We start from the raw sequence: 12209 nt of genomic DNA, 5'->3' as shown, positions 1-12209 counted from the left end.
GGTCCGGGCCGCAGTCCGCCTGCTCCTTGGTGCGATCAAGGTCGGCTCAGAGTGCGAGCTGTTTAAGGTATTCGCGAAAGCTGTGGCCCACATCGGGGTGCTGCAGCGCCAGCTCCACCGTGGCTTCCAGAAAGCCTTCCTTGCTGCCGCAGTCATAGCGCTTGCCCGCATACTGGAAGGCATAGACGGCTTCATGAGCCATCAGCCGTTCGATGGCATCGGTCAGCTGGATCTCGCCACCCACACCCTTTGGCTGGTTGCGGATCTCGTCGAAGATGGCGGGAGTCAGCACGTAGCGGCCCGCCACACCCATGCGCGATGGCGCTTTCTCGGGAGCGGGCTTCTCCACGATCTCGTCGATGCGCATCAGCGGGCCGCCAGCGGGCTCGCCCTTGACGATGCCATAGCGCTTGGTGTGCTCGAGCGGAACTTCCTGCACCGCCAGCAGCGAGCGGCCCTGTTTCTGGAAAGCGGCCGTCATCTGCGCCATCACGCCGGGGCCTCCACTCTCTCCTGTCATCAGGTCGTCGGCCAGAATGACGGCAAAGGGTTCATTGCCGACCAGGGGTTGCGCGCACAGAACGGCATGGCCAAGGCCCAGGGAGCGGGGCTGGCGCACGAACAGGCAGTTCATATCGGCCGGGCTGACGCTGCGCACCAGGTCCAGCATGGCTTGCTTGCCGGCATTCTCCAGCTCGTTCTCGAGTTCGTACGAAGTGTCGAAATGGTCTTCGATGGCTCGCTTGCTGCGGCCGGTAACGAACACCATGTCGCGGATTCCGGCCTCATAGGCCTCTTCCACGGCGTACTGGATCAGCGGCTTGTCCACGACGGGCAGCATTTCCTTGGGTGAAGCCTTGGTGGCGGGCAGAAAACGGGTGCCCAGGCCTGCAACAGGAAACACGGCTTTGCGGACGCGGGTTTGATTGCTCATGTGCTTGTCTTTTCTGGATGGAAAAAAGGCGCAGTTGCCTGCGCCTTGTTTTGGGAGGGAGTTTAGCGGGGTTTAGCCCAGACGAGCGAGTTGCTCGTTGATGCGTGTCAGTGTCGCGCCGAAGTCGGCCAGGCGCTTGCGCTCCTGTTCCAGCACTGCGGCAGGAGCCTTGGCGCAGAAGGCCTCATTGCTCAGCTTGCCGTTGGCCTTGACGATCTCGCCTTCGAGGCGCTTGGCTTCCTTGGACAGGCGGGCCTTCTCGGCTGCAACGTCGATTTCGACAAACAAAGCCATGCGGATGTCGCCCAGGACGTTGACCGGAGCAGTCTGTGCGGCGGTGACCCATGCGGCTTCGTCATCGAACACCTTGACTTCGCTGAGCTTGGCCAGGTTCTTGAGCACGTCGGCATTGGCGCGCAGAAATGCCGAGTCCTCGGCATTGCTGGCCACGGTGAGCAGCGGCAGGCGTTGAGCGGGCGATACGCCCATCTCGCCACGCAGCGCGCGGCAGGCATCCACCATCTGCTTGATGCGGCCCACGTAGGCGATAGCGGCTTCGTCAATCTTCTCAGGCTGTGCTTCGGGGTAGCGTGCCACGGCGATGGACTCGCCCTTGAGTCCGGCCACGGGGGCGACCTGCTGCCACAGCTCTTCGGTCACGAACGGAATGATGGGGTGGGCCAGACGCAGAATCGCCTCCAGCGTGCGGATCAGCGTGCGGCGCGTGGCGCGCTGCTGGGCCTCGTTGCCGGTCTGGATCTGCACCTTGGCGATTTCCAGATACCAGTCGCAGAACTCGTTCCAGACGAAGTCGTAAATCGTGTTGGCGACATTGTCCAGGCGGAACTCGGCAAAGCCCTTGGCCACTTCTGCCTCGACCTTCTGCAGCTGGGAGCTGATCCAGCGGTCGGGCTGGCTGAAGTGCATGTAGCCGGCGAACTCGCCGCCGGGCTGGCATTGTTCCTTGGTATGAGGAGCCAGGCCGCAGTCATGGCCTTCGCAGTTCATCAGCACGAAGCGCGAAGCATTCCAGAGCTTGTTGCAGAAGTTGCGATAGCCCTCGCAGCGCTTGCTGTCGAAGTTGATGGAGCGGCCGAGGGACGCCAGGGCGGCAAAGGTGAAGCGCAGTGCGTCCGCACCGTAGGCGGGAATGCCTTCGGGGAATTCCTTTTGCGTGTTCTTGCGCACCTGTGGCGCGGTCTCGGGCTTGCGCAGGCCGGTGGTGCGCTTGTCCAGCAGCGGCTCCAGCGAGATGCCGTCGATCAGGTCGACCGGGTCCAGCACATTGCCTTCGGACTTGCTCATCTTCTTGCCCTGTGCATCGCGCACCAGGCCGTGGATGTAGACATGCTTGAACGGCACGCGACCGGTGAAGTGCGTGCTCATCATGATCATGCGAGCGACCCAGAAGAAGATGATGTCGTAGCCCGTCACCAGCACCGAGGAGGGCAGGTAGAGGTTGTAGTCATCGTCGGCGGCATTGCCCTGCTCGGGCCAGCCCATGGTGCTAAACGGCACCATGGCAGAGGAGTACCAGGTGTCCAGCACGTCGGCGTCGCGGGTCAGCTGCTTGCCGGGGGCCTGGGCCTGGGCTTCGGCTTCGTTCTTGGCAACGTAGATATTGCCTTCTTCGTCATACCAGGCCGGAATCTGGTGACCCCACCACAGCTGGCGCGAGATGCACCAGTCCTGGATGTTGTTCATCCACTGGTTGTAGGTGTTGACCCAGTTCTCGGGAACGAACTGAACTTCGCCGGAGGCCACGGCGTCGATGGCCTTCTGGGCGATGGACTTGCCTGTCGGGTCCTGGTCGCTGACCTTGCTCATGGCGATAAACCACTGGTCGGTCAGCATGGGTTCGATCACCTGGCCGGTACGGTCGCAGATCGGCACCATCAGCTTGTGCTTCTTGATCTCGACCATCAGGCCCAGCTCTTCCAGGTCGGCCACGATGGCCTTGCGGGCCACGAAGCGGTCCATGCCGCGGTATTTCTCGGGCGCCTCGTCGTTGATCTTGGCGGTCAGCGTCAGCACGCAGATCATGGGCAGCTTGTGGCGCTGGCCCACCTGATAGTCGTTCTGGTCGTGGGCAGGCGTGACCTTGACCACGCCGGTGCCGAACTCGCGGTCCACGTATTCGTCGGCGATGATGGGGATCTGGCGGCCCACCAGCGGCAGGGTCACGGTCTGGCCGATCAGGTGCTTGTAACGCTCGTCTTCGGGGTGGACCATCACGGCCACGTCGCCCAGCATGGTTTCGGGACGGGTGGTTGCGACCACCAGATTGCCTTCGCCGCTGGTCAGCGGATAGGCGATGTGCCAGAGCGAACCGTCCTTTTCCTGGTTCTCGACTTCCAGGTCGGAGACGGCGGACTGCAGCACCGGGTCCCAGTTCACCAGGCGCTTGCCACGGTAGATAAGGCCTTGCTGGTACAGCTTCACAAAGGTCTCGGTCACCACCTTGGACAGCTTGTCGTCCATGGTGAAGTATTCGCGGCTCCAGTCCACGGTGTCGCCCATGCGGCGCATCTGCGTGGTGATGGTGTCGCCGGACTTTTCCTTCCACTCCCAGACCTTTTTGGTGAACTCGTCACGGCCCAGGTCATAGCGGCTCACGCCTTGAGTCTGCAACTGGCGCTCCACCACGATCTGGGTAGCGATGCCTGCATGGTCGGTTCCGGGAATCCAGGCCGTGTTGTAGCCCTTCATGCGGTGGTAGCGTGTCAGCGAGTCCATGATGGTCTGGTTGAACGCGTGGCCCATGTGCAGCGTACCTGTCACATTGGGTGGGGGTAGCTGGATGGAGAAGTTGTTGCCTGCAGCGGTAGCTTCGGTACCGGGCTTGCCTGTGCCGCGATAGCCGGCATTGCCGTAGCCGCGCTTTTCCCACTCAGGGCCCCAATGGGCTTCGATGGAGGCAGGTTCAAAAGACTTGGAGAGGCTGTCGAGGCCGGGCTGTTGAATGGTGTCGCTCATGGCTGCGTTACAAGAACTCTGGAAATGAAAACGGCATCCTGAAAAGGGATGCCGTCTGCATGAAAGATAAGGACGGATTGCCAATGATTTTAGCGATCCGATCCGGTGATGAGCGCGGTAGGTCTTATTTCGCCCTTCTGCGCTTATTTGTCAGGCGCTCGTAGCTATAAAACTGATACCGACTGAGCCAACTGCACTTTGAATAAGCATGCCCCGGCAAAGGGACAGCAAGCAAGACCTGGGCGGACCCAACCGCCCCGCAACGAGGCTGTCCTCCCTCACCGCGAAGCAGAGAAGGGGAAGGCGCGGGCCGCCTAGGCATAGCGCCCCAGGGGGAACTTACTTGGGAGGAACAAACTCCGGCCGGTCGTTGTTCTGCGGCTTGAGGGGGGCGCCGGACTTGCCTTCGGCACGTTCCTTGCGCCACTGCTCCTTGCGGGCCGTCCACTCGTCCAGGCGTGCATGGGCGGTCTTGCTTTCCTTGAGCATCTGCAGCTCGTCGGCCAGTTGGGCCGTCAGCTCCAGGCGGATGCCGTTGGGGTCGAAGAAGTAGATGCTCTTGAAGATGTGGTGATCGGTCACGCCCAGCACTTCCACGCCGCAGGCCTGCAGGCGGGCCTTGGTGTTTTCCAGCTCCTGCACGGAGTCCACACGGAAGGAGATGTGATTGATCCAGATCGGAGTGTTGGGTGAGGGCAGGGCCGCTTCGTCGTCGCCAATGTCGAAGAAGGCGATGAAGGAGCCGTCCTTGAGGCGGAAGAAGAAATGGGTGTAGGGGCAGTATTCGCCCGTGGAAGGAACGTAGTCGCTCTGGATGATGTGGTAGAGCGGCAGGCCCAGGATGTCCTCGTAGAAGTGACGAGTCTCTTCTGCATCCTTGGCCTTGTAGGCGTAGTGGTGCAACTGCTGCACGGCGGCAGGTGCGGGCAGCTGGCTCATGTCCGCACGCCGGGGCTGGGAGTAAACCGGGGTAGGGGCGGCTTGGCTCATGCGATGTCTCCTTCGATTGTGTGAGTGAGATTATTCTACTATTCGTAATTGATTAACCTAAAGTAAATTTTATGCTGAAGGGGATTTATGTCTGAAGCACGCCGCAGACGCAAAAAAGCCCGGACCGTTTACACGGGCCAGGCCAAAGAGAGAGCCCGCAAGAGGCTTCACTCGAGAGTCCTTGCGGACCTGGATTACTGCTTCACAGCTTCGATCTGCAGGACCAGGCGCACTTCCTTGGGGAAGCCGTAGGGAATGCCGTAGTTCACGCCCCACTGAGTGCGGTCGATGGTGGCCTCGAAGTCGCCGCCGCAGACTTCACGCTTTTGCAGCATGGGGCTTTCGTAGCAGGTGAACTTGTTGGCCTTGACGGTGATGGGGGCGGTCTTGCCCAGCAAGGTCAGCTGGCCGGTCACTTCCTTGAGCTTGTCGCCGTCAAACACGAACTTGTCGGAGACAAACTTGGCTTCGGGGAATTTCTCCACGTTGAAGATGTCGGCGCTTTGCAGATGCTTGTTGAAGGAGGGCGTGCCGGAGTTCACCGAAGTCATGTCCAGAGTCACTTCGACCTTGCCGGTCTTGGCTGCCTTGTCGAACTGCACGTTGCCGCTTTTCTTGTCGAAACGGGCACGGTTGGTGGAGGCGCCAAAGTGATCGATCTCGAAAGTCGCGAACGTGTGTGTGGGGTCGATGGCGTAAGTGGCCGGTGCCGCCTGGGCAGCGGTGGCAAACAGGGACGCAGCGGCCAGAGCGAACAGAGTGGAACGCATGGTGAATACTCCTTCAGGGATTGGAACTATCAAAACATGAGCTTTCAGCGCTTGCCTATCAAGCGCTGGAGCCGAGAAACGCTTAGAGCTTGCCGACGCCAGTCAGAGCCAGCTTGAATTGCACATTGACCTCGTCGGCCACCATGGAGGTGTCCTTCCAGTCGCCATCGCCGATCTTGAAGTTCAGACGCTTGAGCGCCAGCGTGCCGGCGGCCGTGGTGGTGGCGCCGGACTGGGTCAGCGTCACGGGCAGGCTCACCTTCTGTGCATTGCCCTTGATGGTCAGCGTGCCGTCCACCTGGAACTTGCCACCGCCCAGAGCCTTGACGGCGCTGGAGTCAAAGGTGGCCTGAGGGAATTTGGCAACGTTGAACCAGTCTGCCTTGGGCAGTTCGGCATCGGTTTCCTTGGCGCCCATGGTGGCGCTGCCGGTATCGACCGTGAAATGGATCTTGCTGCTCTCGGGCTTGGCGGCGTCGAAGGCAATCTGGGCGTCGAACTTCTTGAAGTGGCCTTTGAGCGGCACGCCCATCTGCTTGGCTTCAAAGTTGACGGCGCTTTGTGCGGGCACCAGGGCTTGAGCGGCCTGTGCGGTGTTGCCCAGGAAAGCGGCTGCAATCAGTGCGGAGGAAAAAAGGACTTTCATCAAAAACTCCTTGTGATGAACAGAGAAAATTGAAAAGCTGGTGTGATCCAGGTCAGGAGCGCCTAGCAAGCGCCGCCGCGCAGCGATGGCGTGGCGGGGCCGCCCCGGCAAAGCCGCTCAGGAGGTTATTTCCCCGGAACCATGCGTGACAGCAGTCCGTCGCGGTCAATGATCTGATGCTTGATGACGGCAGCGATATGCATCACCACCAGGGCTGCCAGCGCATAGGCCAGATAGCCATGCCAGGGCTTGAGCGCTTCGGCCAGCTCGGGGCTCTTGCTCACCAGGTCGGGCAGGGGCAATTGTCCGAACAGCACGATGGGAAATCCTGCGGCCGAGCTGTACATCCAGCCCACCAGCGGGATGGCAAAGAACAGCGCATACATCAGGTGATGCACGCCATGGTGGGCCATGCGCTGCCAGCCCGGCATGGTGCGGGTGACGGCTTCGGGCAGTTCCGGTGGTCGGTGGGTGATGCGCCAGACCAGGCGCAGCACGGACAGGATCAGAATCGTCATGCCTGCCCATTTGTGCCAGTTGAAGTACTTGAGGCGTGTGGGCGAGAAAGGCAGGCCTGTCATATAGAGGCCAAAGGCGAAGATGCCGATCAGTGCCATGGCCAGAACCCAGTGCAGGGCGATGGCGGTACCGGTATAGCGGGAGCTTGAGTTCATGGAAACTGCAATCAGAAAGTGCGGGTTGCGGGCGCTGGGGGCCTGCTGAAATTGATATGCAGTGTATGAAGCGGCGAATGCAAAAAGGTTCAGCAGGATTGAGGGCTCGATTCAAAAAAGCTGAATGTCCGAACCAAAAAGCGCTGGCTTCTGCAAGTTCATCGAACATTCAATGCGGAGCGAAGTGGGCGCATGCCGTTTTGCACGACAAGCATCAATGAAGGAAGTTGGTGTTGATGAGCATCAATTTTCCGAGTATTTAACTTGTGAATTTAGGTGGCAAAAAATCATGCAGGCCGCTGTTTCTATACTCCGCGCCTCTTAGTCTTTTAAAAGACCAAAGCGTGGCGGACGGCCAAGGCTGGCGATATGTGGGCAGAAATGCCGACAACAACTGCAGCCGTTATCACCTGCTTTTTGACTCTTGGACGCATACAACGTTCAGGAATACATAGTCATCTAGCGATGTGCCCACGCCAGTCCTTGCTGTTGCTGTGCGCATTGCAGCAAGGAGTTGGAACCGTGTCCAAACTGGACTTGAATCGGCGCAGTTTTCTGAAGGCTGCCGCCGCCATGGGCGTGATTGCGAGTGTGCGCCCGGTCAAAGACGCGCTTGCGGAATTGATAACGCCCGCCAGCGGTCAGGAGACTCACTGGATCAATGGCAACACGCTCAACTACCGCCGCGACGGTCTGGCCAAGGTCTCCGGGCAGAAGGTCTTTGCCATCGACCTGCGTGCCAGGGACATGCAGGGCTGGCCCGCGCAGCAGTCGCACGCGCTGACCATCCATATCCCGCGCGCCGACCGCATCTACGAAGGCCTGGATCTGTCGGTGCTGGGCAGCGACTACCAGCCTGATGTGCTGATCGACGCCGAGTCCATCGCCGCCGACGGCGTGGGAATGCCCGAGCCGGGCTTCTACGGCGAGTTCTTCGTCAAGAAGGGCCAGGTCTCTCCCATGCTCGGTCATCCGGTGGCCGTGGCCATCTGGCACGACTACGAGAAGTTCCGCGTGGCCAACCAGCGCCTGCGCTTCAATGACGCGATCTTCCGCTTCGGAGCCGAGGCTGCCCAGCCGCCGCGCGCGCCCTATGTGGCCGCGCGCTACGTACGCGTGCAGGGCGAGGACGGCTATGGCGAGGACAGGTTCTCGCCCATGAAGAACACCGTCATCTGGCCTCAGCTCGATGAAAAAGGGGTGCACTGGCCCGACAGCAGCCACCCCGCCTTCGGCGCGCTGATGGGCGAGTCGGCACGCATCCAGGCCGAGATGAAACAGCCCAAGGACGGCTTGCGCGCGTTTGCACGCAAGTACTACAGCCAGTCCATCGAGCATGTGGCGATGGAAATGGAAAACGGCCTGGCCTGGTATGAGCAGGGCAGCGGTGCACTGCACATGGTGGCCGCGAGCCAGGCGCCCTACGGCACGGCCGAGCATGTGATGCACATGCTCAAGGACAGCAAGCTGCCGCTGAACCAGCTCGACTACATCAGCTCCTACACCGTGGGCTACGGTCAGAAGGAGCACCATCCCTTCCCGTTCTACGTGGCATTGGCGTCGCTGTACGCCCAGGGCCGCCCGGTGCGGCTGGCGCTGGATCGCTGGAAGCACTTCCAGTTCGCACTCAAGCGCCATCCCTTCGATGTAGAGACCGCGATCTCGGTGGACAAGGACGGCAAGTTCCACGCGCTGACCTGCCATATGGTGGGTGACGGTGGCGGCGTGACCAACTTCAGCCCCTCGGTGGGTACGGTGGCGGTGACGGCGGCGCAATCCATTTACTACTTCCCCGAGAGCGACCTGTCGACCGAGGTCTACCCCTCCATCGGCGTCACGGCCGGCTCCATGCGCGGCTACGGCACGGTGCAGTCCATGGCCTATACCGAGATGCTGGTCGACGAGATCGCCCAGGAGATCGGCCTGGACGCCATCGAGCTGCGCCGGCGCAATGTGCTCAAGAGCAGCATGAAGAACACCCAGGGTGCCTCGCCCTCGGGTCATCTGCGTATCGGCGAGATCCTCGATATGGCCGCCAAGGACCCGATGTGGATCGAGCGCGCCAAGCGCAAGGCCGACTTCGAGGCGGCCAACCCCGGCCTGCGCTACGGCATAGGCTTCGGTGCCGTGCAAAAGGACTTCGGCACAGGGGCGGAGGCCTCGATCGCGCAGCTGGAGATCACGCCCGAGGGCCGCATCAAGATGCGCCACATCGCCACCGAGATCGGTACCGGCAGCACCACGGCGCAGCTGGTGGCGGTCGAACCCTTCCTGGGGCGCCCGGCGGACGACGTGGACTTCGCGGTGAACCACTGGGACAACCTGCCGCTGCATACCAAGGACGAGCCTTACACCACGCCCCAGGCCAAGGAGGACGAGCTGGCGCGAGATCCGACCTGGACACCGCGCCTGGTGTCGCCGGTATCGGCATCGAACTCGGCCTACTACTTCCGCCACGCCACGCAACAGGCGGCGCAGTTGCTGCTCAAGCTCTGCCTGTGGCCTGCTGCCCAGTCAATCTGGTCCGGCAAGGACGGTGGTGGACAGTTGCTGCCCAGCACCGTCACCGAAGACATGCTGGAATGGCGTGATCGCATGCTCGTGGCCGAGGGTCTGGAGCCGCTGAGCCTGGAGCGCCTGGCCGAACGCGCACACGAGTTGGGCATCGTGACCGGCGTCTGCGTGCACGCCTTCAATCGCTGGGCCTGGGCCAAGGCCGACTTCACGGTCGAGGGCAGGAAGTTCCAGGCAATGATTGACGCCCTGTCCGTGCAGTACGGCAAGGGTGCGAGCGAGGCCAAGAAGGCCGCGATGAAATCCGGCGGCTATGCCTTCATCGCACGCGACAAGGTCTATTACCCGCCGGTGCAGCGCACCAATGCGGGCACGGTGTACTACGCGCCCTGCGCCACCATGGTGGAGCTGTCCGTGTCCCCGGGCACGGGCAAGGTGAACCTCCTCTCGCACAAGACCTGGCTGGAATGCGGCACGCAAATCGTGCCCGAGCTGGTCTCCGGCCAGATTCAGGGCGGTGTGGCCATGGGTATTGGCCATGCGCTGTACGAAGACCTGCCGCGCCACGAGACCGGCCCCGGCAACGGCCAGTGGAACCTGAATCGCTACCACGTGCCGCGTGCCAGCGAAGTGGCCGTGTGGAAGGCCGAGGGCGTGGTGCTGCCGCCGCTGTCGCGCACCGATCCGCCCAAGGGCATGGCCGAGGTGGTGATGATCCCGGTGGTCGCCGCCTGCGTCAACGCCATCGCCCATGCCACGGGCAAGCGCTTCCATGCGACTCCCGTGACCCCCGACAAAATCAAAGAGGCACTGTGATGCAGGACCGTATCCAATTTTCCGCCACCATCAATCGCAAACAGGTAGGCCCCGTCGACGTTCCCAAGGACTTGATGATGATCGAGTTCCTGCAGGAGTACGCGGGCATGAACGGCACGCGCCTGGGCTGCGGCCAGGGCGTGTGCCGCGCCTGCACCATCATCGTCGACGACCCGGAAAAAGGCTCGATCACCGTGCCCGCCTGTGTGACCGGCGTGACCTGGCTCAACGGCAAGACCATTCGTACCGTGGAAGGCATTGCCTCGGTGGACGACAAGGGCGTGGTCCATCCCTCGCCGGTGCAGAAGGCCTTTCTCGAGCACTACTCCTTCCAGTGCGGCTACTGCACGCCCGGTTTCGTGAACTCGGCCACCGTGCTGGTGGAAAAGCTCCAGAAGCAGCCCGTGCCCGCCGATGAGGTGGAAAAAGCCATCGAGGAGCAACTGGAGCCCCATATCTGCCGCTGTACAGGCTATGTGCGCTACTACAACGCCGTGCGCGACGTGATCCTGAAGACGCCGGGCCTGACCACGGGCAAGCGCAGCAAGGAGGTCGTGAACAATGGCTAAGACCTGGATCAAGGGCCTGGGCGCAGCCGCCGTGCTGGGTGTGCTCGTGGCCGGAGGCATGTATTTGTACGGCAGCGCAAGCGGCGACGTCCCCCCGGCCACGGTGGACTTTGCCAAGCTGGGCCCGCAGGAGTTCGATGCGCTCTACAAGCGCGGCGAGCAGGTGTTCCGCAGTGGTGACTGCGCGGCCTGCCATAGCTCGCCCGCCACGGGGGCGGAGCTGGCGGGTGGTGTGCCCATGGTCACCCCCATGGGCACGCTTTACGGTACCAATATCTCGCCTTCCAAGGAGCACGGCATCGGCGGCTGGACGGCCGACGATCTGTACCGCGCCGTGGCTGCCGGCATGGCGCCCGGCCGCAAGAACCTCTATCCGGCCATGCCCTATGCCAGCTACCACCAGATCACGCGTGCCGATGTCGATGCGCTGTGGGTGTGGCTGATGAAGCAGCCGGCCGTGGAAGTCGCCAACAAGCCCAGCGAGATGAACTTCCCGTTCAGCATCCGTCCTGCCGTGGCCATGTGGAATGCGCTCAATCGCCCCGCTGCCAAGGAGTTCGACATGTCTGTGGACGAACTGGTGCGCGGCAAGTATCTGGTGGATGTGCTGGGTCACTGTGCCGAATGCCACAGCCCGCGGACCAAGGCCACCTTCGCCATGGATGGCTCGCGCTATCTCGAGGGCAATACCATCGAAGGCTCCTACGCTCCGGCGCTGACCCCCGATGCCCTGAGCGAGCGCGGCTGGACCAAGGACGATCTGGTCAAGTTCTTCCGCACCGGACTGTCGCCGCAAGGGGTGATGACTTTCCGCATGTCATCGGTGCTCGAGCATTCCACCTCGCGCATGGCGGAGGCCGATGTGCGCGCCATGGCTGCCTATCTGACCCAGAATCGCGAGATGCCAGGGCCCAAGGTCAAGGCTGCCGAGGGGCAGACCAGCGTCAAGGGCGAGAACCTGTACCTGGGCTTGTGCGCGGGCTGCCACGGTGCACAGGGCCAGGGCCAGCCGCATTCGTCGGTGCCCATGAGCACCAACACCACGGCCATGTTCCCCACGCCCATCAACCTGATTCGTGTGATCCGCGAAGGCGTGCACGAGCGTGACCTGGCCCATGGCGAACGCATGCAGACCATGCCGGGCTATGCCGACAAGCTCAGCAACGAGGAGATGGCCGATCTGGTCAATTACATGCGTCAGACCTGGGGCGGCCGCCCTGGCGACGTGACCGCCGCGCAGGTTGCGGAGCATGTGAAGACCATAGAGCACAGCCAATAAGTCCAGACCTGGCTCGAGGCCACGGTCGCTCGCGGCTTGCC

General features: G+C 62.0%; 10 protein-coding genes. 4 read left to right on the top strand and 6 right to left on the bottom strand.

The features are described from left to right. Positions 1–46: 46 nt before the first annotated feature. The 6 genes from galU to CTR2_RS20505 form a co-directional block, all read right to left on the bottom strand. A complete protein-coding gene (galU, locus tag CTR2_RS20530; RefSeq protein ID WP_087081438.1) occupies positions 47–934 on the bottom strand; it encodes a UTP--glucose-1-phosphate uridylyltransferase GalU in 888 nt (295 codons plus the stop codon). Positions 935–1006: 72 nt separating this feature from the next. Beyond that, on the bottom strand, positions 1007–3910 hold the full coding sequence (locus tag CTR2_RS20525) for a valine--tRNA ligase (RefSeq protein ID WP_087081440.1): 2904 nt from the start codon (positions 3908–3910) through the stop codon (positions 1007–1009). 339 nt (positions 3911–4249) lie between these two features. Beyond that, positions 4250–4900 (bottom strand): VOC family protein, encoded by a 651-nt coding sequence (locus CTR2_RS20520; protein ID WP_087081442.1) that lies wholly within the window; start codon positions 4898–4900, stop codon positions 4250–4252. 194 nt (positions 4901–5094) lie between these two features. Continuing rightward, complete coding sequence (locus tag CTR2_RS20515) at positions 5095–5670, bottom strand: YceI family protein (protein WP_087081444.1); 576 nt, start codon at positions 5668–5670, stop codon at positions 5095–5097. An 82-nt stretch (positions 5671–5752) separates the two neighbouring features. Further along, positions 5753–6316 carry a YceI family protein gene (locus CTR2_RS20510; protein ID WP_003069127.1) on the bottom strand — a complete coding sequence of 188 codons (564 nt, stop codon included), beginning with the start codon at positions 6314–6316 and terminating at the stop codon, positions 5753–5755. A 125-nt stretch (positions 6317–6441) separates the two neighbouring features. Further along, positions 6442–6990 (bottom strand): cytochrome b, encoded by a 549-nt coding sequence (locus CTR2_RS20505; RefSeq protein ID WP_087081446.1) that lies wholly within the window; start codon positions 6988–6990, stop codon positions 6442–6444. A gap of 124 nt (positions 6991–7114) precedes the next feature. Here CTR2_RS20505 and CTR2_RS20500 point away from each other — a divergent pair, with 124 nt between their 5' ends. The 4 genes from CTR2_RS20500 to CTR2_RS20485 all read left to right on the top strand — a co-directional run bounded on the left by CTR2_RS20500 (position 7115) and on the right by CTR2_RS20485 (position 12168). Then, positions 7115–7315: a hypothetical protein gene (locus CTR2_RS20500; protein ID WP_140400990.1), complete on the top strand. Its 201-nt coding sequence runs from the start codon at positions 7115–7117 to the stop codon at positions 7313–7315. Positions 7316–7512: 197 nt separating this feature from the next. Then, positions 7513–10320 (top strand): xanthine dehydrogenase family protein molybdopterin-binding subunit, encoded by a 2808-nt coding sequence (locus CTR2_RS20495; protein WP_087084487.1) that lies wholly within the window; start codon positions 7513–7515, stop codon positions 10318–10320. After that, complete coding sequence (locus CTR2_RS20490; protein ID WP_003069132.1) at positions 10320–10889, top strand: (2Fe-2S)-binding protein; 570 nt, start codon at positions 10320–10322, stop codon at positions 10887–10889. The genes CTR2_RS20495 and CTR2_RS20490 overlap by 1 nt, the downstream gene beginning before the upstream one ends. Beyond that, on the top strand, positions 10882–12168 hold the full coding sequence (locus tag CTR2_RS20485; protein WP_087081448.1) for a cytochrome c: 1287 nt from the start codon (positions 10882–10884) through the stop codon (positions 12166–12168). Before CTR2_RS20490 ends, CTR2_RS20485 begins: the two co-directional genes overlap by 8 nt. Positions 12169–12209 lie beyond the last annotated feature (41 nt).

This window comes from Comamonas thiooxydans (assembly GCF_002157685.2).
GTDB lineage: Bacteria > Pseudomonadota > Gammaproteobacteria > Burkholderiales > Burkholderiaceae_C > Comamonas > Comamonas testosteroni_H.
This window is presented reverse-complemented; position numbering and strand designations above follow the sequence as displayed.